A 24979-nucleotide genomic window follows, 5' to 3' on the forward strand; every position below is an offset into this window, starting at 1 on the left:
CCTGCTGTCCGGCCTCCCGGCCACACATGGCAAAGGCAAAACCGGTCTTCCCATCCGTGAAGCGGTCGCACAGGCCCGCGAGCGCGCTCAGGAAACCGTCAGCGGGAAGACAGTTAAAAACCACTTCTCCCGCCTGTCTGCATTATGGATGCATCTGGTGCAGCGGGATATGGCAGAGCGCAACCCGTGGGCCGGGTGGGACTTCAACATCACCAGAAAGATCGTCCGCCGGGGCTGGACTGATGATGAACTGGCACTGCTTGCCCGCACCCCGTGGAAGGGCACAGCGGTATCGCAGAACACATGGGCTGGCATTATCAGCATCGGTATGTTTACCGGCATGCGCCTGGGCGAGATCTGCAACCTCAGACGTCAGGATACTGAAATTATCGACGGGGTGCCCTGCTTCCATATCCGCCCTCACCCCGAAGAGGGATGGTCACCAAAAACCGCTGCTGGCACACGGATTATTCCTGTTCACTCCGGTCTGCTCAGAATGAAGGGACTGAATCTGTTTCAGGACAATGGTGAGCATTACCTCTTTCCTGATCTGAAAGTGTCATCAACAGGTGAACGGGGGGATAATTTTGCACGCGCTTTCTCAAAACATAAAAAGCGTATTGGTATTCCTGAAGATGTGACCTTCCACTCTTTCCGTCATACGGTCAGCACGAAGCTCAGAAACCAGGAAGCCCATATCCGCGAACTCTGGATTGATACTGTGCTCGGGCATGAAGCCTCCCACAAATCGCAGGGCACCATGACCTATACAAGCGGGATTGAAGTCGCCAATCTGAAACAGGTGATTGAAGCCCTGCACTACCCGCCGGAGTGTCTTATTTCAAAGGGCAAAATCTGACATTCTGCACTCTTTGACATAAAAGATAAAAAACTTCGGAAATCGTCTGTCCTGATCGGCTATCCTTACAGGGAGCCAGCAGTGCTCAGTGGCTACCCACTGAGCATCTGGCAAGGGGGAAATTCTTCCCCCGTTGACCCCCTTAAAGGAGAAAACCCGATGGCCTTACACCGAACTTCCCGCCTCTCTGTGAGAGCCAGTCCTGCTGAACTGAAGCGCTGGAATCATATCGCCCATCAGCATGGTCATGCCACAACGGCCCACTGGATCAGGGGGCTCCTGAGCAGTGCAGAACTGGCCGGGCATGACGGATTACACGTTACCGACGAACTGCGCGAGATACGGTGCCAACTCTCCCGTGCTGGCAACAATCTCAACCAGCTGGCACACTCTGCCCACTGTGGCGATGCTGTCCATTGCGGAGCCGTGCTGGACGAGCTTGAAACGCTGATCAGACAGTGTGACAAACATCTCTCCCGCTCCCGCAGAACCTCAGCCCGTCGCAGGTGCGAACGGTCTGCTGTGATCCTGCACTGAAAGTCCTGAGATGCTGTATCGTGATTATTCAGGAAAGCCGGATCAGAACAGAGAGCGGGGCCGGAGCAATTACCAGACATGTTCTGCACGGCCCCAGAAACGAGGCGATCAGGATCATGTCTGGGTCAGACTGGCTGCTCCGTGACGCCATGCGCGAGGCAAGACGTGAGGGGCTGACCTATGGTCTGCGTCATATCGCCTTCAATCCCGCACAATTCATGACAGACACACAGCTTTCTGAGTTTGCACAGACGATCTGCCGTGAGTTCCATGCTGATCCTGAGCATATTACATTTGTCATCCATCAGAAGGACGGGAGCACACACGGGCATCTGCTCCTGCCTGAATGGCAGCAGGACCATATTTTAGACAGTCGTTTTAGCTGGATACGGTTAGAGAAACTGGCAAGACTGGAAGAAATCAGGCTGGGTCATGCTCTTGTCGCCGGACGTCATGACCGTTCGATTGTCAAAGCTCTTGAGCAGGAAGGCAGGGATCGTGAGGCTGAGCAGATAAAAGCACTCATACCGGCCACAGCGCAGGAGAAACCCCGCTCTGCCTACAGCGCACAGGCCCGGCGCATGGCGGAGCGTCAGGGTGCTGACCTCCCGGCTCTTAAAAAGCTGATCTGTGCGCTCTGGGCACAGTCTGACGGTCTGAAATCCTTCCGTGCTGCTCTGGCAGAGCATGATCTGCTCATGCGTGAGGGAGACCGCACAGAGACGCGCCCCGGAGCCCATATCATTGAAGACAGGAAGGGCACGCTGATCGGAAGTTTTACCCGCCTGACCAAAGTTCGGATGGCAGAGTTCCGCACACTGCTTGCTCAGGAAAAACAGCAGACAGCACCACAGATAAAACCTGTTCTGCCACCCGGACGTATCCCGGTCAGGGGTATGAAGGACTCTCTCAACAAGACAGCACCAGCGCCCACAGGGCGAATACACAGAACGATGAGTCTGGACGAGATCAGGCAGCGCGCCTGTATCGTGGGGATCATCAGAGAGAAGACGGTCATTCTCACCCGTCAGGCGCCTGAAAGCAGCCCGCTTCCCCTGAACCGCACACATAGCCTGACGCAATGGAGAAATGAGCTGAGGGGATACCAGAAACAGCTCAGGCGGTACAGGAAGCGTTACAGCACCGCCAAAAAAGAATGGCAGAAGGCACAGGCCAGCTGGTGGCGGCGTCTGAGCGGTATCAGCAGGCGGCGTAAGCAGGTCATGGAAGAGAAGTTTCTGCAGCTGCTCGACATGATCCGTTATGTGGTGCAGGCCCTGCTGCATATCACCGGGTTGCGGGCCATCCCGCCTGAGCCTCTCAGGACGATCCTGACACCACAGGACAAGCCCGCCCTTGAGCGGTTCATAAAGGAGTATGACGATGAGTTTACGGCCATGGCTCAGCCTGTAAAGCTCTCACTCTGGCTGAACCAGCGCTTTGACCGGATGGTCCGCGCCCGCGATGAGAGAATCAGGAGATGGGACAAAGTCCACCAGCCTGAGAAAGAGCAGGCTGGTCGTGAGATCACGCAGCTGCGTGCGCTACTCAAAACCAGACCAGATACGCCTGAGCACAGAGAGCTGGTTCACCAGCTTACCCATCTGCTCCCCGCTGAGATATTCCGACCTCCGGAGCTGAAGCCGGAACCAAAACAGGAAATAACGCGCAAAGACACGCCCAAACAATGGAAACCACCCTCAATGTAACGGAAAAAAGACAGATTTGGGGGGAGAGCAGAATGTCCGCTGTTGGACAGGAAAATGGAAAAGCGGCCATTGGAGCCGTTAAGAATCAGGATAACTATGGACAGGATTGCGCAGTCATTAGACTAGGTTTGTCCGACTTAAAGGCTTCGTAAGTGGGAGATCGTACGTTACCTTAAAAATACACGCCAGCGCCAGAATTAACCTCCGACGATATCAGATCAATCATAGCCCTTCGACCTGAATTCCATTCTCCGCGAGCCATGCCTTTCGCCACTGCCAGTCTGGCAAATGCTGTTCTACCCTGTTCCAAAATCTTGCGGAATGATCAGAGTGATGGGCGTGCGCCAACTCATGGACGACAACATACTGTGCGATTCTGGGCGGCAAGAGGATCGCCTTCCAATGGAATGAAAACCTTCCACCAGCACTGAACGATCCCCACCGGAAGCCGAGGTCTTGTACTTTAACTTCCTTTACCACCACACCCATTCGGTTGGCGTGTTCCAAAACCTGCGTCTCAAACCACGGCTGCGCGAGGCGGGTATACCACGCCACAAATATCTCCCGACCTCGGTGAATGGAATTCTTTCGCAGACAAAAACGACCATTCTTTAAGGTCAAATCAACAAGCTGATTATCGACTAGACGAAGCCGATAGCTTTTACCTAGATACAGAAAGCCTTCACCTTCAACAAACAGCTTGCTGGGAGCCCGTTGTTGTAAGCGCGACTTTTCCTCAATCTTGGTATGGATCCAAAGTAACTTCTTTTCGACGAAATCAACTAATTGCTCTGAGGCAACTTTCGAGGGTGCCACAATCGAGAGCTCTCCAGACCGTTCGACCGTTATCTGCATAGTCTTGCGTCGATCACTACGATGGACCTCGAAAGAGAGACCATCAATTTCTAGGCGATGTTCACTTGCCCGTGTCGGCTTACCACCGGCTCTGATGGGCGACAGAGGAAGCTTTGCCATCAGGCTGCTCTCAGCTTGTCGTCATTGGCCTTGGCCTGTTGCATCAACTGGCCCGCCAGGGCTTCTGCTTTTGAGACACCAAAGCCCGGGATCTGCGTGTTAAAGATGATTTCGAAGATCTCGGAACGCAGATTTTCCTGATCTGCCATCTTGAAGCTGCTCCAGAGAGAACGGTTTGCGCCGATCTCCTCAATCACACGATCCACGACTTCGCGGGTCATCTCGTGCACGGAATGAAGCCACTCGGCGGAATTGGCGTCATCAGACACGCAAGCGGCAAGCACAGTGCGCAGGAATGGGAGATAAATTTCAGGAATGTCTGAGGAGGCCTCATCATCCATGGTCTTAGCTTCCCCGCGAAGCTCGTCAATGATGGCTTGAAGCTGCTCAATGATGCGATCCCACTGCTGGCCAAAGCCCTTGAGGATGTCGTTCAGTCTTTCAGACATTTTTTTGAAACGAACAGGGTCTGCTTCAAGGTTTTTCCGGATGTGGGATCGGATGGCATGTTCCATCTCCGACGCTTTCGCTCTGTTTCCCGAGGCTTGTCCAACCTGATTGTCGAACTCGGCATCCGTGAGCTGGACCGGTGGAATCTTTGGATTGATGCCAAGAGAAATGACGTGATCATCAATCAGCTTGCGTACTTTCGCACCGACGTCGGACCCGACCTCCGGAATATCCCGATACCGATTACGTGCACGCGCCTGAATATAAGCAAGCCGTTTGGCATCACGGACAAAGGGCAGACCTTCAGGACGCGGAAGGATGATTTCCAGTGATTTCAGGAAATCCTTGAGTTTGACAGTGAACTCAGCTCGTGCCTTTTCCGTCGAGAGTGCCTGGAAACAGCTTTCATCGTCGGACAGGTCATCAAGACCGGCACGCCTGAAGATGTCCATCACACGGATATGGCGATCACGAAGAACCGGGATCTGGTCCTTGAGACTGGCCAGGGCACCATCAATATCTTCATCAGAATATGCAGCAAGAGCGGCCTTCAGATGGTGGGCCACCCCGAAGTAATCAACGACGATGCCGCAGCTCTTGCCGAAACCTGTCCGGTTCACACGTGCTATGGCTTGCAGCAGCTCAGCTTCCCGAATGGATCGATCAAGGTACATCACCCCCTCAATCGGCGCATCAAACCCTGTGAGCAACATCGATTTAACAAACAAGAATGCCAATGGATCGGTTTTCGTCTGGTCTTTATGGAACAATGGCCGCTTGAAGCGCTTGATCCGTGTTTCCTGAGCAGCTCCTGCCGTCCATTGCTTCCAGGACGCATCATCATTGTTACCCCCGGATATGATGGCCGCAAATTCGATCTGTTTCAGAGTATCCCGATACCGCCACGCCTGAACCAGCGCCTGCAGCTTCTCAGGTTTGGTGCAGAGCACTTCATCTTCCATGGCCTTGTTGTAATCCGAAAGAGCCCCTGCTTCGGCTAATAGTTCATCACGGGCTTCAAGAAACGCTGCATGGTAACGCACCACGGCCATACGACTGTAAGCCACCACCTGCGCCTTGTACCCATTCGGCAGCAGGTTGGTCACGTAGTGCCGAAGCATATCTCGCGCCTTCTCGGCGATCAGAGCTGGCGCTTCCAGTATATTTCCCTTGGTCGCGTATTTCTTCCGGATTGCCTCAAGCTCTTCATCCGTGTGACCGCGAAACATGTCCTCAAACAAGCCGTCCAGCGTGGCGCCGTCCTTGACCGCTCCCTCGGCAGTGCGTCCCTCGTACAGGACCGGCACTGTCGCGCCATCTGCCTCCGCTTCCCTGATCGTATATTTATCGATGAACTCGCCAAAGATTTGTGTGGTCCGCTTCTTCTCACCCATGATGATCGGGGTGCCGGTAAACCCGATCCGTGCACAGTTCGGTAGAGCGGCCATCAGGTTCGCATGGAGATCGCCCGCCTGTGTCCGATGCGCTTCATCGACCACTACAACGATCGTCTCGTCTTCATTCAACACCTCGAAAGCAGGCCCTTTGGTAACCTCGGCCACGTCTTCATCCGTTCGGTATTTCTGGATCGTGGCGAAGACCAGACCTGGCCCCTTCCGCCGCGCCAGATTCTTCAGAGAGTGATTGCTCTTCGCCAATTCGACCACATCGCCCGACAGCGCCGCCGTCTCGGATAACTGTCGTTGCAGGTCCTTGCGATCAGTGACCATGATCACCTTGAACCTTCGCAAGGCCATATCCGTGCGCATCTTGCGGATCATGAACACCATGGTCAGACTCTTGCCCGAGCCCTGCGTGTGCCAGACGATGCCGCCACGGCGATCATACTCGCCGTCCTGCAGCCGTGTCTTGCCGCTGCGCAGTCGTTCCAAGGCACGGTTCACGGCGCGGTACTGCTGATATCGACAGACTGTCTTTATGGTCTGGCCGTCCACAGTCATGAACAGCAAATAGTGCCGTAGAATATCCAAAAGATGCGCGGGTCGCAGCATTCCCGCGACAAGGCGTTCCTGCTCCGAAAGGCCATTCTTTCCCAGTGCGGCCGCCATATCATCTTCAGAGCCAGTGCCATCTGGTCCCACAACGGTCTTCCACCGACCGTAGTAATCCAGACCGGCACCAATGCAGCCCACACGGGCCTGATCGAAGCTTGTGGCAATCAGCAACTGAACCGAGGCAAAGAGAGCAGGCGCACCCTCGTTTTCCTCGACCTCCAGAGCCGTTTTGCGGGCATTGTGATAGCGGCGGAGCTGTTTGACCGCCTCGGCCAGAGGCTCAGGGATGCCAGGGCTTTTTGCCTCGACCACCACCATGGGGATGCCATTCACCAGCATCACGACGTCGGGGATGATGAAGCCCTTGCCCATGTCGTGGCCGGGTGGGCAATCGACACGAAACTGGTTAGCGATGGTAAAGCTGTTGGCCGCCACGTCGTCCCACGCGATGTAACGGATTGTCTGGCCGCGTCCGCCGTCCCAGCCGGGCAGGCCCTCGACTGTCAGGCCTTTGAGGAGCAGTTCCGTAACCGCCTGGTTTGCCTCCATCAGTCCTCGCTGCCCGTGGCGGGTCAGGGCGCTGACGGCTTCTGAAAGGCGCACATCATCGAGCCAGGGCTTGCCATCCGGGCCGGGATTGATCGCGCGCAGGCCCTCGCGCATGGTAGCCTCACTGATGACCTCCCTGAAACTGGTGCGTCCCGTCAGACCGGGGTCATCCTTGCTGCCCGTCTGTGCAATCCAGCCCATGGCGACACACTGGTCGATGAAGGGCTTTTCGACATCGTTGTATTCATGTCTCATTGATGGACTCTTCGATTACAGCAGGGGTGTAACAGACGTCCTGCCGGTGAGCAGGTCGTCCATCAGGCCAGATTTCAGGAGGTGAAGCTTTTCGAGTAAGTCTTCCTCATCTCGCAGTTTTTGCGATTGAGCTTGAAGACCCAACATTATTTCGTCCTGCTCCCGCCTAGAAGGGATAGGAACAGGTAACGGCTTCAGGGCCGCCTGCGAAATATTCGTTTGCGACTCTGCCATGCCACTGATTGTTTTGCTGATCTCGCGTTGAACAGCCATCGAACTCAGTGCTGTTGCGATGAAACTGGGATTGTGAGTTGATGTGATCCTAAGTCGATACAGCTTGTCGGAGATCATTAACTTGTCGCGTGTATCAGGAACGTGGGCAACCACCGCGACCCTGCTTGATGGGCCGGCGCGAGTTATGAGGATATCATCCACCTCAACCTGCAAGAGAGGTCGTGGCCTCATTCCCTCCGGCAGACGCTTATTTTCATGTTCTTGATATCCTGACCAAACTACTGCAGTGGTTTTCAGAATACCCCATTCGTGAGCAAGGGCTGCTTCGGACGGGCAATCTGGGCTCCAGCCTTGAGTCAGTTCCCTAATCAGAGATCCAAGCTCAATCACGTCCCACTCCTTCGGCAGCCAGCCGAGTGGGGTTTGTTTGTAGAGGTGGGGAGCCTCGGGCTGTGGGGGACGGAGATCTTTGTTTGCGTCGGTGCCGCGGGTTAGCAGGTCATGCAGCAGCCCTTGCTTCATCGCCTTCAACTTGGCCACCACCGCCTCGGTCCCCTGTATCGCCGCGTCCAACGTATCGAGGATCTCGGCGATTTTGGCTTGAACCGCTGCGGGAGGATTGGGAACCAACCATCTTAAGGTTTCTCGAGGAGAGGCTCGTGTGTGACTGTTGGTAGATCCTACAGCAATCTTAGCCAATCGTGCAGAGAAATAACCATTTGCGAAATAGGCCTCCCAGAACTTCAGATCCAGGATATCTGAACGCGGTTCGAAGCAAATGAATTCGGTCGAAGCACAAGTAAAATCTTCCACAGTCATTACAGCTTTGACACGTGATTTTCGCGGATTTAGCTTCGAGACCAGCACACACGGCTTCGAGAGCCAGAACTTATTGCTTTCAATAGCATTTGAGGATTCACTTACAGGTCCTTGAAATTCATCGTAGGCTGGAATGCTATAATGAATAAAGATCCTATCAGAAAAATCTTTTGGAGTTATTTGATCTGTATTGATACGAAAGAGATCACCAAGTGAAATCGAATTTTCTAATGGATTTGATGCCTTAGACATAGCCCAGCCCTTTCAAGAACTTGGCAAGCTTCTCGGACGCCTCTGATCGCGCGTCTTCGATCTCGGTCAGGGTGACGCGATACTTGTCCCACCAGTTTTCGAAGACGGTCACGATCTGCCCACGCTGCGCCGCAATGTAGCGAATCAGGATCTTCTGCATGTCTTCATGCAGGATATTCAGCAGCAGTCTGGCTGCCGCTTTATCCGTCAGGTCATTGACGCCCTTGTTCAGCTCCGCAGTGAACTGGTCCTTCCTGGACTTGAGAGTTTTTTTGATCTCGGCTAGCTTTTTCTTCCAGCGTTTGATCTTTGCCTCATCCACCTGTTCGGCATCGTCCTCTTCTTCCCCTTCTTCGGGTGGGGCGGTCGCGGCCTTGATCTGCGCCTCCAGCTCGGCCTTGCGCGCTTCCAGGTTGGCGATCTCGGCCACGAAGTTGCCCATCAGGAAGGTGACTAGCTTATGGTCCAGCGGGTTCTCCTTATTGCTCCTGTCCTCCAGTGCGGTGACGATGGAGATGCGCCACGCGTCCACCACTCCCGTGGCACCGCGTGCCATGAGGGTGAGGAAGTCGAACCGCGACTGGTTCCAGAACTGCGCTATGATCCCTCGCACGGTGAACCGATCCAGTATGGCGAGGCTTTCGAGCGTGGTCGAGAAGCTGGACAGAAGCTCGTCGCGCAGTTTGATGAGAGAGGTCGCGCTTTCATCGCCCGCAAGCGCGATGATGTCGTCGGTGTGGTCGGCCCACCAGGCATTGAAGTTGTCCCGGATTTCGGTCTCGCGTGCCACAAGGCCCGCGTTGGTCTCGATGACCGGTTTGATGTCGGCTCTAACAGTGATGCGGGCGGCGAAGTCCAGATAGCGGTCATCACGAGGCGTAAGCAGGTCCATTGGGTTCAGACCGTGGGACTTGAAGAGTTCTGCCTTGGCTTCGACTTCGGACTTTGGAATGCCGCCGATTAGGTGTGCGCGTACGTCATGCGGCTCAGGGGGCGGAGCATTGTCGGCATAACGGCGGATGTTGAGGTTCCAGTCGTTTTCTTTCAGGGTCTCAAGATCGACGATGGCAGAAAAGCCGGGGATTACACGGTATTCCTCGAAGGTGGTGACGATCTTTTCGATATGCTCGGGCATCAGGTGGTTCTGTGCGCGACCTTCCAGATATTCACGGTCAGCGTTGATGAAAAGCACCTTACCCTGACGCTCGGCAGGCTTCCCTGAGACGAGATTTGCGCCCTGGTGGATGCGTTGGCGCAGAACGATAACGCAGGCGGGAATGCCCGTACCATAAAAGAGTTGCGGGCCGAGGCCGATAACGGCTTCTATCTGGTCGTTTTCAATGAGTTGCTGCCGTATTTTGGCTTCATCGCCGCCGCGGAAGAGAACACCGTGCGGCATAACGGTTGCGATCATACCGCCGTCATGGGTCACATGCAGCATGTGCTGCAGGAACATGAGATCGGCCTTTTTGGAACCCAGCGGAACCTCATGAAAGAAGCGTTCGCGGAACTTGGGCTGCCAAGTATATTCCCCGGACCTGTCCTTGTCTTTCGAACCCCAGTTGAGCGAAAAAGGCGGGTTAGTCAGGATCCGGTCAAACCGGCGAAGCTCACCGTTCTCGACATGCTGTGGCTCTCCGAGGGTGTCCTCGTTACGCAGGTCGGCGCTGCTCATGCCATGAAGCAGCATATTCATCTTAGCGATCGACCAGACGGTACCCGAGTATTCCTGACCGAACAGGTTGGCCTTGCGTCCATCCTGTCCATTCTCGTCGATATAATCTTTCGCGGCGATGAGCATCCCGCCCGAACCGCAGCATGGATCGTAGATGTCGTGTTCAAGGGTCGGCTTCAGCAGACGGACCATCATACGAACGACCGAACGAGGTGTGTAGAATTCGCCGCCTTTCTTGCCGGCGGAATCAGCGAACTCACCAATCAGATATTCATAGGCGGCGCCTAGAAGATCAGGGAACTCGAAATCTGTATTTCGAAGGCGAATTTCTCCGAAGTGATTAATCAGTTGACGAAGCTTCTGATCACTGATTTTGCTTTGGCCAACCTTTCTTGTGAAGTCGATGTGATCGAGCACCCCTTCAAGAGCGATGTTCTCCGCTTCGATGCCCGCGAGTGCCTTGTTGAGCATGTCGCCGATGTTCACATGGGCTTCATCCATCAGATATTGAAAGCGAGCCTGCTTAGGCACCCAGAAAGTACCACTGCGGCCATACCAGACCTTATTCTCGGCGTCTTTTCCGGCTTGCTTACGCGAGGCGCCTGCTGCAATGCGTTTTTCAATTACGTTAAGACGTGCTTCTTCAAAAACATCGGAACAACGCTTCAGGAAAAGCATTCCGAAGATATATTCCTTAAATTCGGAGGCATCCATTTTGCCTCGAAGAATATCTGCTGCACTGAACAGGTGTCGCTCAAGTTGAGAAAGGGTAAGTGGCATTGATACTCTCTAGTCTGACTTGCTCACAGTTTGTGGCATGAGACGAATTCTGACGATAGTTTCCGTGTTCATGAACAGCGCATTCGCTTGATGGGGTAGTGATCCATTTGCCCGTCATCCGAAAGGAATGTGGCGTGTTCAGCTTGTGTCTGCGCCATAAGGAGATGATCAAACGGATCACGATGATGCAGAGGCAAAGACATCAGGATCTGCAGGTGTTCGGGCTGTATTGGCAGCAGAGAGAAGCCTTCCTCAGGAATGGCTGCCAGAATATCGTTCATATCCGCATCCAGTTTTCCGATACGGATTTTGATCGCAATCTCCCACAAGGACACAATACTCACCAGAATATCGTGGGCAGGATCTGCAATGATCTCCCGGGCATTCTCACCTAGTCGTTCGGAGTCTGAAAGCCACCAGAGCAACGCATGCGTATCGAGCAGCACCTTCACAGGTCGCGTTCCATACTTTCAAGAACATCCGGCGGTGTCTGATCAAAATCGTCGCCCATTCTGATCCGCCCGCGCAATGCGCCGGGTTGACGACGGGGGCGATAGGACGGAGCTGGCGGCCGCAGTTCAGCGACGACCTGGTCGTGAGACGTCACTAGGATCGTACTGCCCTGCCTGACCTGACGCAGATACGCTGTCAGGTTTCCCCGGAACTCCCGAACACCGATTTTCTGTGGGGACGGTACGTTATCTGAAAGATGCTGACTCATGGTCTCCTCCTTATGCGTCACCATAACATGTACACATAGGGAGGAGATAGAGAATTTCCGAGGCATATTCGATTTCAGAGATCAGTGGCTTCCGACAGGGCCAGAGCGTCCTCGACATCCACCCCAAGGTATCGAACCGTACTATCCAGTTTTGTATGGCCGAGCAGGATCTGAACGGCCCGGATATTGCCGGTTCGTTTATAAATCATGGCAACTTTTGTTCGACGAAGTGAATGAGTTCCGTATTCACCAGGGATAAGTCCCACGGCCTGAACCCATTGATCCAGAAGCCGAGCGTATTGCCTTGTGCTCAGATGAGCTTTGGCGCTTAGGCGACTTGGAAAAACATACTCATTCAAGCCACCACCGCGATGCTCCAGCCACGCCCGTACACTTTCCCGCGTCGTTTCCGTAATCTCAAACTGCACAGGTCGCCGGGTTTTTTGCTGGACAACCATGGCCCGATGACGCACCTGACCGCTGGTAACGATGTCGCCGATACGAAGGCTGACAAGATCGCAGCCTCTGAGTTTACTATCGAGAGCAAGATCAAACAACGCTCTGTCTCTGACACGCTGTTCGCTCCCGAGCCAGAACCGAATAGCCCAGACGTGCTTTTCTTTGAGTGCCCGCTTGGCGCCAACCATTTTTCCTACATTCCAAGGCACGGACGCCTTCAACGTAGGTGATGGAAAACGCGTTTTCTTTTCCATGATACTTTCTCCTGATCAGCTGCACATGCAGCAATCAGAAGTCTGGAGGAGGACATCGGCGGATAACGAGAACTATTGCCGACCGTCCGCTTTACGGAAACTGGAACGGCTCTTCTTATGACCGACATGCAGGCGTAAGCGGACATCTTATATTCACCTCATCTCGAATAAAGTTACAGCTCCACTCTCTGTTTTTAAACCTCTCCACTTCCCAGACTGTTTAACCGGTGATAGAAGAGGTTTCATTAACCAGAAGACAGCACGTCGCATTCTTTTTGCTGCTTCAAGGGGTTAGAAAAGTGTCACTGCGGGTAAGTTCAGGTTCAAGTCCCGCAGTTCGCACCACAGACACCTGAAATAGCACGATTTTTTAGCTGAATGAGGGGCAAAGGCTGTCTTTGCTCCATCGTCCTTCCCCATCGAGGGAAGATTTTATGCTCCGCGTCCGAGGCACCACCTACCACTTCCGCCGTATCGTTCCCCCTGCCCTGCGAGCAGCCTTGAACCGGCGGGAAATCTGGGTTTCTCTGAAAACTGGCTACCAGAACGAAGCCCGCAAACGCGCTTCTTTGCTTCATGCCAGAACCACAGAACTGTTCTCTCAGGCTCATTCCGTTCTGGCTGAGCCAGACGCTTTAAACAGGCTTGAGGGACTGCGGGTTTCACTGCGGGATTTGCAGAGCGTGACTCTGCCTTCATCTGCTCAGGAAACGGGGTCCGTGCCGGTGTCAGCACCGATGCCCAAACCTCAGCAACAGAGCAAACAAACCCATGTACCCAAAGCTGCTCCCCTGATGCTCTCCGGTGCGCTGAAACGCTTTGTGCTGGATAGTCCCCACGCCAGTACCGACACGAAAAAGGCGACCCAGCGGGCCACAGACCTGTTCCTGCAAGCGTTTGGAGATGCTCCTGTATCCATTATCGGGGGCGAGAAGGCAGGAGCATTCCGTGACCTCCTGTTTTCCCTCCCCGCATCGCTGGGCAAATGCAAAAGCAGTCTCACCCTTGAGGAAGAGGCTCAGAGAGCCAGAGAAGGCGGTTTACCAACCCTGAGCGGTAAGAGTGTCAAAAATCATATGATGAGGCTCTCCGCCCTGTGGAACCAGCTCCTCCAGCGCGAACTGGTCACGCGCAACCCATGGACTGGCTGGAATTTTGAGAATGGGCACAAGACCGTCAGGAGAAGCTGGACGACAAAGGAGCTGGCTTTTCTGGCTTCTGCGCCATGGCACAGCACGTCCGTGCCAGAAAAGACCTTTCGGCTGGTCACATTGGTTGCTGCCTACTCTGGCATGAGACTGGGTGAAATCTGTACCCTGCGCAAAGAAGACCTGCAAATCATCGATGGCATCCCCTGCTTTATGGTCAGACCACACTCTGAAACCGGCTGGGCACCAAAAACAGACGCCAGCACTCGCGTGGTGCCGGTCCATTCAAAACTCCTTAAAGCAGGTCTTCTGGCGTTGAAAGAGACAACTGACCGCCTCTATCTCATTCCCGGCCTGGAAACCTCAAAACAGGGTGTCAGGGGCGCAGCCCTTGGCAGGGCTTTTTCATCGCTCAAGACCCGTATCGGTCTGCCAGCGGAAATCACATTTCACTCGTTCCGGCATACCGTTTCCACACAACTTCGAAACGCCGATGCCAATATCCGGGAGGTCTGGATTGACCGCCTGCTGGGTCATGAAGCAACCCATAAGAGCCAAGGGACGACTACCTATCTGACAGGCATTTCAACAGCCAATCTCAGGCAAACTATTGAGGCCATAAGCTACCCCGAAACAGCCTTCAAAAAGATACGATTTTAAAGGGAGCCAGCAGTGTCGAATGGCTACCCATTCGACATCTGGCAAGGGGGAGGTTCCTCCCCCGTTGACCCCCACAAGCACAAAAAACACGGTTTCATTTAATGGCCGCTTACGCCCTTATCCAAGACATTAGGACTGTAGATTCCTTTTCCGAAAAGCGGACTTATCAATCCGGCCATGTTGCCAGCAGAACAGATGGAAGCATTGTCTCAATAAACATGCTGTCGGGGTCTGGTGTATCCAAGAAGAGCGCAGGCCGTCCTTCTGTGACCATATGAGCCAGCCCATGAGCGATTGCCATTGCGCTGGCCATGTATGGACGAAAAACACGTTTGTTCACATCAGGTGGTTCCTGTCCAAAATACGCTGCTGCTGCATGTCCATATTGGGTTAGCGCTGCAAATGAGGCCTGCATGAAGGCAGGATCTTTGAAATCGATGAGGTCAACACGACAGATCAGGCGGAACAACCCAGGATTAAACGCAGCAAATTTCACGTAGCCCAACGCCTGCGTTCGAAGATCCTGAGCCGGTATACCAGATGACGGGAGAGCATTTAGTTCGCCTCCGAGCTTTTCGAAAGTCCGGATGGCGACAGCTGTCAAAAGCCCTTTCGTACCACTGAAATGATGTGAAGGAGCACCAGGAGAGACACCAGCAGATCTGGCAGCTTTTCTTAATGTAAATCCGTCGACACCTTCCGCCTGAATGATCGCCTCCGCTGCCTCAATGAGCGCCATTTTTAGATCGCCATGATGATAATTGTCTCGTGTTGTTCTGCTCATACCGTTTCCTCATCACTTATATAAACATCGTTCAGATTGATACCGTCCTCAATCTATGCAACGTTCAGATTGGCAGCGTCACCGTCTTTGGAAGGGCATTATATGACACAACGCGCACTAATCGTAGGTCTTGGTATTGGCGGTATGTCTGCCGCTATCGCTTTGAAGCGTCAGGGCTGGATGCCGGTGATTATTGAACGCGCACCCGAGCGCCGGAAGGGCGGTTATTTCATCGGTCTGCGTGATGAAGGCAAAAATGCCGCCGCAGCTCTGGGTGTGTTGGATGTCATGGAAAAAAGAACTCCGGAACATATTCAGTTCTGGGATGTACGCAAGGATGGTACTCGCAGACGCATTGCTGATCTGACACAAGAGACGAATGCTCCGATTGCCTTACTACGAGGAGATATCGAAGAAGCTCTCTGGCACGGAATTGAAGGACAGGTCGAAGTTCGGTTCAGTACCGTACCTTCGGCGATTGTGAACGGCGATACACAAGCACAGGTCACACTCCGAACAGAAGACGATGAGGAAACGACAGAAACCTATGATCTTGTGATTGGCGCTGACGGGGTACGCTCGACCGTTCGCAAACTGGTCTTCGGCCCGGATGAGGCATTCTTCCATTCAATTGGCACGATGCTATGTGCCTTTCCTCTGGCACGATCCGCTGAAGGATTCAAAGCAGGCGATGGTCTTATGATAGCAGATGTAAAACGTACTTTGACCGTGTTTCCTCTGGCAGGACGTCCGTCGACCGCACTTTTCTCCTACCGCATCAGAAATCCGAAGAGAGCCTCGAGAAAAGATCCACTTTCCACGCTGCTTCAGATATTTTCTGATCTGGATGTAGACGGGATTATTTCCAAAGCCCTTGAGGATCTTACAATGACGGACGATTTCCTTTTTGACTCCGTTCAGATGGTCAAAATGCCGCGCTGGTCGAAAGGTCGTGTCCTGCTTCTTGGAGATTCAGCCTGGTGTCTGACACTGTATTCAGGCATGGGTGCTTCGGCTGGGATGCTTGGTGGACAGGTTCTTGGTGAAGCTCTTGCGGCCTGCCCGCACGATGTTGATGGTGCGCTACAAATGTTCGAGGCCCGGATGCGTCCATTTGTCCGCAAGCATCAGAGATTCATCGTTCTGCGCTCCCAGTTGTTCGTCCCATCAAACCGCTTTTCTCTCTGGGGGCGCCGTGTTTTGTGGCAGGTCCTGCTGCTTTCCAGGAAGTATCTATCTCGTATGAGTGCATGAAGAAGGAAGTATAATAACGGTTTGATATCATCTTCCTCCTGAACTGCCTGTCCGCTCAAGAAAAGTGAAGCGGTCAGGCGGCAATCGCCTCTTTCCAGACATTCAAGTGGTTGCGACAATTGCTCGAAAGCCGACATTGTCTGGCGAACTGCGAGAGATATGGTTTTCCGTAGGACGCGATGGTTCTCGGAATCATGGAACGGATCGCCAATCCGCACCTAGGGTATCAATCAAAAGGTGGCATCTTGACCCAGAATTCTTGCTCCTTGAAAACCCAATGTTCGGTCCATGTGCCATTCTCCAGAACGTCCAGAGTCCGCATTAATGCACCGTCCTCCAGAGAATACCTAGATGTTTCAAAGAGCTCCTTAGCCAGAATATGTGCAGCTTGATAGAAATCCACATGCGCGGCTAGCTCATATGGATCGGCGCGCGTCCCTTTACCCGTGAGGTCGATGCCACGACGCAGAATGGAATGACCGATACCGTAATTCCAGCGGGCAGCGTTGTCATCCGCAAAGCATTCCAGCGGCGAGGCGGCGTGCTGCAAACGCCTTAACTGCTGGGTGAAATGCAGAATTTCTCCCGCTTCCCCCGAGAGTCTAGCGAGAATGAGCACGCCTTCCTTACATGCCATGTCAATATGACCCTGACGATCGACTGATAGAGCGCGAGCTTGTGCAGAGCACCCATGCATCACATTCGATCCATTGCTGTAACTCATGTTCCAGAATTCATCTTCCCGGAACGAGTCTTCCGTAATGTCGGGAAGACGGGCCGTGCCGAGCGCGTTCCCTTCAGAATTGACTGCCCAAGGTCGCTGCTCCAGCCTAACAGAACCAGCCTGAGTAGACAGATACTGGGAAAGAGCTTCAATAATCTTCGCAACAGCCTCAGCTACACCCTGCCTGGTGTCGCTCGCTCCAGCCTCGCTGAGGGCAGCCGCGATGGTTCTAGGAAGCCAGAGAATGAAGGCCCACTGTTCAATCAGTGCGCGTGAGACCAGCCACACGCCAAGTGGCTGGTCTGCAACGATCTGGCGGACCAACTGCATTTTGAGAGATGATAGTTTTGCCTGCGTTGCCCATGCTGCCATTTCCAGCGCGACTATACCCCGCTGAAGGTTGCGGTCTAGATCACTCCCCTCGTCTATGAATGTGTTCGACGCCGACACTTCGGCCTGACGGGCCCGCGCAATTTCGACTACATTATTAAGATTTGCTCCGAGCCAGCAGCGAAAGTCGTCCGCGCTACCACCGATCGTCTTGGGCATGTCGTCCAAGATTCTAGCGGCTAAACCGAGATCAACATAGGTGAACGATGGCACGTACAGAAGGTCTGCTTTTACGGCTCCCGTGTCGATTCCTAGTTTCGGGATCGAAGCGACGACCGGCATCAGCCGTTCGTCGATAAACGCTTCAACGAGAGTTTCTCTGCTTCCAGCCAGAGCACTGGAGGCAGGAAAAGGAGCCGGCGCTGTCGGTGCATCGGGAAGAGCGTAAAACTGATCGTAGACGGCAATGATCGCCTTTGTCAGCACGCTAGCCGCCTCCCGGCCTTCGGGATAGAGCACGGCGATGTGGCTGCCGTAGTTGGGATGGACGAAGCCGTTGAGTTCCCTCACCGCTGCTTTACAGGAAGCAGTCAATTCGATCCGCTTCTCAGCCTTCTTCACCGCAGGATGGCTCATCCAGGTTTCGTCAGTGACATTGGATAACGACACGAAAGCCGCCCCCATGTATCGACGGAGCCTAGCTCGCTGTTGCTCATTGCCTACCGCCAGATTCGCCAACGTAGGGGCATCAAGATCGATTAGCGAGAGCCGTCCGATCTCTTCAGTCATGGTTCGCAGGACCGACGCGGCAAAAAGGACGTCGCCGGTTTCCGAGGCGTCGAGAAGGCACCGCTCCAACTCGATCCAACGAGCCCATTTTCCGCGCTGGAGTTCAGGCACTAGTGCAGCATGGACAAGCCGAGCCATGCCAGCAGGGTCGTTAGACGGAGGCTTATTCGCGCTCCAGCACACCGCCGCTCTGATTGCCCGTTCGACGGATAGAGGGGGCGATGGGACCGGTTCGGAAACGGGGGGCAATCGCGGCCCGAAGCGCGCCGCAACCTTCATCTCCGCCTGCTTTACCAACTCTCCCAAGCCAGGCTCTAAGCACCAAAGGTCACGCCATATAGGGAAAAGTTCGAACGGCATTAATTACAATCCTAAAATAACATTCTAGCAGAGACTGGGTGGCTGAGACGATGTGACGGGCACAAAATTTCCATTATGGGGGTTTCGACTTAAACGATATCTAACGAGTGATAATTTTAAATAAGTCTGAAAGACAGGGTTTTGAGAATCTTCCAGGTAACTGTCGCCCTCATTTCAGACATGGGGGCTCCTGAGCAGCTTTCCGCGTAGCGGACATACGCAGCACGGGGTCTCTTGGCCGAACTGGAGCCGTGAGCTACCAGTCTGCGCTGGTTTACGAAAAGCTGCGAAGAAGACATCCGCAACAATTGTACGGGGAATTGGTAAGAGGGAATCAATATTCTGTAAGTGGGGTAAATTTGAAATGTGATCCTATTGCTTTATAGCAACGATCGACGGCCTCAACGATGTCGGTCAACACTTTTTCTATCTCTCGGTCGTACAGGGAAAGGTCCATCTCGCCCGCGTGAACAAAAGCATTACGACCGTCAACTAAAGCTTCAATCTGATCGAACAACGTCAACCTACGACGTTTGAATGGTTTACGCATTGCGGCTGCAAGATCGAGTTTGCTATCCAGTAGACGAAAATTTTCACCAATCACGCTTGGCCTCTGGAAGGAGAAGCATTCGGATAAAGCCTGCTCCATGGTTTTTTTATTAGATGCGATCTGCTCAAGTTGATGGTGACTAAGTCGAGCTTTTTTTAGAACCTGCTCTCTCCGATCTGTGCATTTAAATATAGCGACAAATGTTGATCGGTAATACTCTTCCCATACGGCAATGATAAAAGGGACTAATAGGTTATTTGACGTTATTCTAGGGTTAATTTCATCCATAAAAAAGAATCCAGAAGGCTTTTCGCGAGCAATATCCCCCTCAAATTTTCTAGCCTGCAGATATATTTGCGATTTTATAAGTGCATTTTTGAATCGCCAGCGGGCTAAGTAGCACCCTGAAACGAGAGGTGATGGTGGTGACTCATCAGGTTGCCAGTAGCGATTACGGCCTCCGTCGGTCTCGAAATGACCGCCAAATAAATCCCTGATTAATTTGATTGTTTTATTCTGGTGAACGAGATCCCAATAACTCCGGGAAACGGTTGTTCTGGTGTCGATGGCAATCTGCCCATTCTCATTATAAACTTGAAGCTCTACGCCAGACCAAGAACGATAATCCTGCTCGTCATACCAGAAAAAGCTTCGCATATTGGGAATACGCAGTTCGTTGCGAAGGCTGCGATAGTCAAGCAGATCCACGATTTGTAGCACGCGCTTAAGGCTTGTTCCGGCCGGAAGCTCGCTTCGAGAAGTGTAGCTCATACTATGTGATTAAACCAAGAGGTTGACGTCTGTCACTATGTAGGCCGTTAGACGATGCGAGAGGCTACCAAATTGGCAGAGACGACCTGAATTAGTTTAACGGCTGCTGCCAAAAAAAGTTGGTTGGATGGCAGGAATGAGTGGAAAGAGTTACGCAGCGGCCGTCACACGTAGTTGAACAGACGGCAGGAAACGTCGCTCGCGCGCTCCGAAGCGGACTTACTGCTTCCCCCCCTAGTAGCACCTGCCGGCTTCGAGTAATATGAAGCAATAGGTGGGATACGCCTCATAACTCACGCGAAGCGGCACCTGCCGCTTATGAGAATGTGAACAGGTACAACCAGAATTGCTTGACCAGACTGTTAGGCAACGGCGCGCAGAGCCATGAAAGGTCCTCGCATTGCTTTCGAGACTGAAGGCAACCAAGCATTCCATCTTGGCGACAGAATATATTGAGTACGATAGGGTTACTACACTGTAAGTTAGGTTTGGAGAGCGATGTATGATTTGGAAGGACAGGACGATCAAAGCCATAGCCGAGATGATCGCAGTTCACCCCAATCACCCCGCTCCACACTTTGTCTATCGCAGCAGCTCGCGCCTTACCCGCTTCTTCGAAGAAGCGGGTACCGACCACGTCCATGACGGTACCACCCGTGGCGACTGGACAGCCGATACACTCCGCAAAATCCTTGAGGAGCCTCACACCGATGATCTGACGCCGCCGGATGCATTCTGCCGCGTTATTGCTCGCCTCATGGATCAGGCCGAGGCACAAGACGAGCCAGAGGAGCGACCGGCTGCTCTCAAGGCACTCAACCTGGCGCTTGGACGCGAGGGTTTCGAAGCGTTCTATGCCGAAGACAAACAGTGCTATATCCGCCATGTCGGTACCCAGAGAATTGCTGGCATATCCACCAACCCGCATCGCCCGCTCTCAACCCTAGAGGCAGTTAGGCGCTTGCAGCTCGCAGCCTATCTCGACAAGTGCTCGGAAGATGACTTAATAGGCGAGGTGCTGATGCCGCTTTTCAAGCACGCAGGCTTCCACCGCATCACCGTTGCCGGTCACAAGGACAAGTCCAATGAGTTCGGCAAGGACATCTGGATGCGGTACCAGCTACCTACTCAGCATTACATCTACTTTGGTATCCAAGCGAAGAAGGGGAAGCTGGATGCTTCGGGTGTTACCAGGGGCAGTAATGCCAATATGGCCGAGATCCACAACCAAGCATTGATGATGTTAGGCCACGAGATTTTCGATCCTGAGACAAACCGGAAAGTGTTAGTAGACCATGCCTTCATCGTAGCCGGAGGGGAGATTACCAAGGCGGCGCAGCAGTGGCTCGCCGGTAAGCTCGATGCGAGCAAAAGGAGCCAAATAATTTTTATGGACCGAGAGGACATCCTCAACCTGTATGTAGTGAGGAATGTGCCTCTGCCGGCGGACGCGCTACCGAAGGCAGCTTCTGACCTCGATGACGATCTTCCATTCTGAGACGGAACCATTCATCATTAGGCTCAGGACTCATTCTTTAAGATAGAAGATGAAGCTTGCTGCGATGTGGATTGCGGACATGAAGGTATGAGCGCAGCGGTCGTATCGTGTTGCCACACGTCGCCAGTCTTTGAGCTTTGCGAACATGTTTTCGATCAGGTGACGCTTTTTATACAGATGCCAGTCGTAAGGTGGCTTTGATTTCCGGTTCTTTTTCGGCGGAATACAGGCTGTGATAGTGCGTTCTGCAAGCAATAACCTGATCCTGTTGCTGTCATAGCCCCTGTCCCCGATGATTTCTTCTGTCTTGTCGGGAAGATCTGCCAGCAGCACGTCTGCACTTACATAATACTATCGTAATAATTAATAAATAGAAATTTTTTGTTGAATTTTTGGTGGCATCTGACGCGACCTCTTGTAATAGCACGTTTTTAATGGATAATTAACGTGCTGATTTATAATCATTTTCTCTGCAACAGTTGTGACTTTAGGAAAAAATAAAAATGATTATCTAATCTATTTTTTGACAAGAATACCAACCATAAAACTCCATAATTAAAGTCAGGTAAAAATTTAATGTCTGAAGTTATATCTGCTACACAAACATATAGTGACGGTTCGTCCGTATCAGGCGCTACAGTTGTAAGTGGTGGAACAGTCAATGTTAGCTCTGGCGGTACGGTTTTTAATGGAACGATTGACTCTGGTGGTATACTTAATATTTCTTCTGGCGGGACTGTTTCCGGTGTGGAGCTGGAGAGTGGTGGCTCTTTGAATGTAGCCTCCGGAGGGACGGTTGTTTCAGCTCAGATTGATAATGGTGTTTATTTAAACCTCTCTTCAGTGGCAATATATAAAAACTTTACTATAAGTAATGGTGCAACTTTAGGACTTGGTAATGGATTGGTTATATCAGGGCTGACATTAGAGTCAGGCTCCTTCATGAATTATGATTCTGATGATACGTTGGTTGACGTCACTCTTTCATCAAATGCTTCTTTGCAGAATTATTATGGAAGTCACAATACGTATATTGATCTTTCTTTAAATAATAGTCCAATATTTTTTAGTTCGAGCATTGTTTCCGGCCTCACTATTGATGGATCATCAGTTTCTTCAGGTATTAATCAGGATAATAACAATATTTTTTATGACACCTCTGTTTCAGGAGCCACAGTTCATAATGGTATTTTAACTCTCAATACAGGTAGTATTGGCTCAGATATTATACTTGACAGCGGTGCTGAGCTTATAGCGACTTCCGGCACAACTGTTTCGGGCGTTTCTATAATGAGCGGGGCCTCTGCCCAGTTGCAGAGTGATGTCATAGCATCAGGTATGACGCTGTATAGCGGAGGCTCACTCAGTGTCTCATCTAATGCGGTTGTGTCTGGCCTGACACTCGAAAGCGGTGCACAAATTGATCAGACGTCTGGCAGCACCTTCGTCAGTGCCATTATTCAAAGCGGTGCCGGCATCATCAGTTCTGCTGGTGACACGTTCATTAGTACGACCCTTAATAATGGTGATATTGAAAGCCTTTCAGGCATTGTATCTGGTCTGACCATTAATGCAAAAGGTAATGATGGAGGAGAATTTCAAACAGGGCAGATTTCAGGAGCCACTCTAAATGGCGGGGCACTGCTTATTTATGTTGATTCTGTTGCATCGGGGGTTTTTGTCGGCAGCAATGCAAAATTTGCTGTTTTCTCAGGCTCTACGGCTACTGATGTCACAGTAGGAGAGAGTGGATCGGCTTTCGTCTCTGAGGATAGCCTTATAACGCAGGCAACAGTTACTTCTGGTGGTGGGTTGCTTACTGTTTCGGGAGGCACTCTAACACAGATTGTAGTAAGCAGCGGTGCGCAGATCATTGTCTCCGGTGGCGGTATGACGCAAAACGATACGCTGTATAATGGAGGTGTCATTAATGTCAGCTCAGGTGGATCAGTTTCTGATATTACCTTCTCTGGCGGTGGCACAGTTAATCTTTACTCTGGTGGTATTGACCCGCTGACTATTGCAGATCACGGTGTTCTCAATGTCTCATCAGGTGCGGTGATATCAGGTGATATTGCTGAAACTGACGGCATTATTAACGTGCTTTCAGGTGGTCTCGCCTCTGACACAGTTGTGAGCAGCGGCGGTACACTTTATCTCACCTCGGGCGCCACGATTTCTGGTGTAACTTCAGTCATAAGTGGTGGCACAACAGAGATTAACGGCACTGTTAGCGGTGGCGGCAGTATCGATCTTTATTCCGGTGGGGTTCTGGTTATTTCCGGCAGTACAATGCCATCTAATACCATTCATTTTGTCACATCAGGTGGTATTATTGATTTTACTGACCTGCACACGATTACCAGTGTCAGTGGAACGGATGAAAGTCTGACAGTTAATGGACAGGACGCAGATGGCACTGAAAAAACTTACTCACTGACCACTGAAAATGGCAGTGATCCTGCTAATTATGTGGTGATTGGAAATCAGCTTGTAGAGGTTTGCTTTCTTTCTGACACGCTTATCCGTACGCCAGGTGGCGAAGTTGCTGTAGAAACGCTGAATATAGGAGATGAAGTCCTGACTTACGCCCACAGTGTTATCCGTGCTGAGTGTATCACGTGGGTTGGCCGATCACATTGTACTGTGCGCCCTCATTTACCAGATGATGAAGCAGGCTACCCTGTGCGTATTCTGAAAAATGCCGTGGCTGAAGGTGTGCCATTTAAAGATATGCTGATTACCTCAGAGCATTGTCTGTTTTTTGATGGCCGGTTTATTCCCGTGCGTATGCTGGTGAACGGCCGCTCAGTATTTTATGATAAGTCGATAACATCCTACGATTATTATCATATTGAAACAGGTGATCACGCTGTCATTATGGCAGATGGAATGCTGACAGAAAGCTACCTTGATACTGGCAATCGTCAGGCCTTTTATCAGCATGGTAAGCTTGTGGCTTTTACACCATCCCGTAACCTGACATGGGATGATGCAGCAGCTCCTCTCGATGTTTCACAACAGTTTGCTGAAAATATCTTCCGTCACATAGAGGAACGTGCGGAACAGATGGACCTGCCACACCAGAACAAAACAGCAGAACTAACATATGATCCTGACCTGCATCTTCTGACGCAAACGGGTGATGTTATCCGGCAGATACGCCGCCAGAACGGGCGGGCTCTGTTCATGATACCGGCAGGTACAGCATCAGTAACTCTGATGTCCCGTACCAGTCGTCCGTATGATGTAGTAGGACCATTTATTGATGACAGGCGTGTTCTTGGTATTCTTGTGGGCATGGTGACGCTTCTTGAAGGGGCTGCGTCTATGGTCGTAGACACACATCTGACACAGAATGAGCTGGCAGGCTGGCACAGTACGGAAAGCAGCAGGACGATGCGCTGGACTAAAGGAAATGCTGTTCTCCCTCTGGGGCTGAGCAGTGAAATGAGAGTGCTCTCTGTCGAAGTCATAGCAGCAGGACCTTACAGGCAGCATAAAGAGCAGCCAGTTAATCTGAAATTTGCAGGGTAAGTCTGGAAATATAGAGAGTGATCTGGAACAG

Annotated in this window: 19 protein-coding genes; 7 read left to right on the forward strand and 12 right to left on the reverse strand. The window is 52.2% G+C overall.

Features of this window, described 5'->3' with window-relative positions; all coding sequences use genetic code 11:
- The 3 genes from GOB58_RS11585 to GOB58_RS13120 all read left to right on the forward strand — a co-directional run.
- Nucleotides 1-859 (forward strand): tyrosine-type recombinase/integrase (locus GOB58_RS11585; protein WP_173560281.1); only part of this gene is annotated, 859 nt, incomplete at its 5' end.
- 159 nt (nucleotides 860-1018) lie between these two features.
- Nucleotides 1019-1396 carry a plasmid mobilization relaxosome protein MobC gene (gene mobC / locus GOB58_RS11590; RefSeq protein ID WP_173560282.1) on the forward strand — a complete coding sequence of 126 codons (378 nt, stop codon included), beginning with the start codon at nucleotides 1019-1021 and terminating at the stop codon, nucleotides 1394-1396.
- 116 nt (nucleotides 1397-1512) lie between these two features.
- Entirely contained in the window at nucleotides 1513-3105 is a 1593-nt protein-coding gene (locus GOB58_RS13120) for a hypothetical protein (protein WP_242005330.1), read from the forward strand.
- 222 nt (nucleotides 3106-3327) lie between these two features.
- Here the strand turns inward: GOB58_RS13120 and GOB58_RS11600 are convergent, their stop codons facing one another.
- The 7 genes from GOB58_RS11600 to GOB58_RS11630 all read right to left on the reverse strand — a co-directional run bounded on the left by GOB58_RS11600 (nucleotide 3328) and on the right by GOB58_RS11630 (nucleotide 12543).
- Nucleotides 3328-4080 carry a M48 family metallopeptidase gene (locus GOB58_RS11600; RefSeq protein WP_173560283.1) on the reverse strand — a complete coding sequence of 251 codons (753 nt, stop codon included), beginning with the start codon at nucleotides 4078-4080 and terminating at the stop codon, nucleotides 3328-3330.
- On the reverse strand, nucleotides 4080-7349 hold the full coding sequence (locus GOB58_RS11605; RefSeq protein ID WP_173560284.1) for a type I restriction endonuclease subunit R: 3270 nt from the start codon (nucleotides 7347-7349) through the stop codon (nucleotides 4080-4082). The genes GOB58_RS11600 and GOB58_RS11605 overlap by 1 nt, the downstream gene beginning before the upstream one ends.
- 15 nt (nucleotides 7350-7364) lie before the next feature.
- Complete coding sequence (locus GOB58_RS11610) at nucleotides 7365-8654, reverse strand: restriction endonuclease subunit S (protein ID WP_173560285.1); 1290 nt, start codon at nucleotides 8652-8654, stop codon at nucleotides 7365-7367.
- Nucleotides 8647-11109 carry a type I restriction-modification system subunit M gene (locus GOB58_RS11615; protein WP_173560286.1) on the reverse strand — a complete coding sequence of 821 codons (2463 nt, stop codon included), beginning with the start codon at nucleotides 11107-11109 and terminating at the stop codon, nucleotides 8647-8649. Before GOB58_RS11615 ends, GOB58_RS11610 begins: the two co-directional genes overlap by 8 nt.
- Before the next feature lie 68 nt (nucleotides 11110-11177).
- Nucleotides 11178-11561, reverse strand: coding sequence for a type II toxin-antitoxin system VapC family toxin (locus tag GOB58_RS11620; protein WP_173560287.1), 384 nt, complete (start codon nucleotides 11559-11561; stop codon nucleotides 11178-11180).
- Nucleotides 11558-11896: a type II toxin-antitoxin system Phd/YefM family antitoxin gene (locus GOB58_RS11625; RefSeq protein WP_173560288.1), complete on the reverse strand. Its 339-nt coding sequence runs from the start codon at nucleotides 11894-11896 to the stop codon at nucleotides 11558-11560. Before GOB58_RS11625 ends, GOB58_RS11620 begins: the two co-directional genes overlap by 4 nt.
- 8 nt (nucleotides 11897-11904) lie before the next feature.
- On the reverse strand, nucleotides 11905-12543 hold the full coding sequence (locus tag GOB58_RS11630) for a tyrosine-type recombinase/integrase (RefSeq protein WP_173560289.1): 639 nt from the start codon (nucleotides 12541-12543) through the stop codon (nucleotides 11905-11907).
- 434 nt (nucleotides 12544-12977) lie between these two features.
- Here GOB58_RS11630 and GOB58_RS11635 point away from each other — a divergent pair, with 434 nt between their 5' ends.
- Complete coding sequence (locus tag GOB58_RS11635) at nucleotides 12978-14351, forward strand: DUF6538 domain-containing protein (protein WP_173560290.1); 1374 nt, start codon at nucleotides 12978-12980, stop codon at nucleotides 14349-14351.
- Nucleotides 14352-14517: 166 nt separating this feature from the next.
- Here GOB58_RS11635 and GOB58_RS11640 read toward each other — a convergent pair whose 3' ends face one another.
- Nucleotides 14518-15135: a TetR/AcrR family transcriptional regulator gene (locus tag GOB58_RS11640; protein ID WP_173560291.1), complete on the reverse strand. Its 618-nt coding sequence runs from the start codon at nucleotides 15133-15135 to the stop codon at nucleotides 14518-14520.
- 69 nt (nucleotides 15136-15204) lie between these two features.
- On the opposite strand from GOB58_RS11640, the gene GOB58_RS11645 reads away from it, so the two are divergent.
- Nucleotides 15205-16389: an FAD-dependent monooxygenase gene (locus tag GOB58_RS11645; RefSeq protein ID WP_173560292.1), complete on the forward strand. Its 1185-nt coding sequence runs from the start codon at nucleotides 15205-15207 to the stop codon at nucleotides 16387-16389.
- 226 nt (nucleotides 16390-16615) lie between these two features.
- On the opposite strand, the gene GOB58_RS11650 is transcribed toward GOB58_RS11645, so the two are convergent.
- The 3 genes from GOB58_RS11650 to GOB58_RS11660 all read right to left on the reverse strand — a co-directional run bounded on the left by GOB58_RS11650 (nucleotide 16616) and on the right by GOB58_RS11660 (nucleotide 19913).
- Nucleotides 16616-18370 (reverse strand): hypothetical protein, encoded by a 1755-nt coding sequence (locus GOB58_RS11650; RefSeq protein WP_206752258.1) that lies wholly within the window; start codon nucleotides 18368-18370, stop codon nucleotides 16616-16618.
- A 25-nt stretch (nucleotides 18371-18395) separates the two neighbouring features.
- Complete coding sequence (locus GOB58_RS11655) at nucleotides 18396-18554, reverse strand: hypothetical protein (RefSeq protein ID WP_173560294.1); 159 nt, start codon at nucleotides 18552-18554, stop codon at nucleotides 18396-18398.
- Between the two features lie 372 nt (nucleotides 18555-18926).
- Nucleotides 18927-19913 carry a hypothetical protein gene (locus GOB58_RS11660; protein ID WP_173560295.1) on the reverse strand — a complete coding sequence of 329 codons (987 nt, stop codon included), beginning with the start codon at nucleotides 19911-19913 and terminating at the stop codon, nucleotides 18927-18929.
- A 502-nt stretch (nucleotides 19914-20415) separates the two neighbouring features.
- Between GOB58_RS11660 and GOB58_RS11665 the strand changes: the two genes are divergently transcribed.
- On the forward strand, nucleotides 20416-21411 hold the full coding sequence (locus tag GOB58_RS11665; RefSeq protein ID WP_173560296.1) for a hypothetical protein: 996 nt from the start codon (nucleotides 20416-20418) through the stop codon (nucleotides 21409-21411).
- A gap of 30 nt (nucleotides 21412-21441) precedes the next feature.
- On the opposite strand, the gene GOB58_RS11670 is transcribed toward GOB58_RS11665, so the two are convergent.
- Complete coding sequence (locus GOB58_RS11670; protein ID WP_198911787.1) at nucleotides 21442-21744, reverse strand: transposase; 303 nt, start codon at nucleotides 21742-21744, stop codon at nucleotides 21442-21444.
- A gap of 243 nt (nucleotides 21745-21987) precedes the next feature.
- Here GOB58_RS11670 and GOB58_RS11675 point away from each other — a divergent pair, with 243 nt between their 5' ends.
- The gene (locus tag GOB58_RS11675; RefSeq protein WP_173560297.1) at nucleotides 21988-24948 is read left to right on the forward strand and encodes a Hint domain-containing protein; all 2961 of its coding nucleotides are present in this window, start codon (nucleotides 21988-21990) and stop codon (nucleotides 24946-24948) included.
- Nucleotides 24949-24979: the final 31 nt, after the last annotated feature.

This window comes from Acetobacter thailandicus, assembly GCF_011516655.1.
GTDB lineage: Bacteria > Pseudomonadota > Alphaproteobacteria > Acetobacterales > Acetobacteraceae > Acetobacter > Acetobacter thailandicus.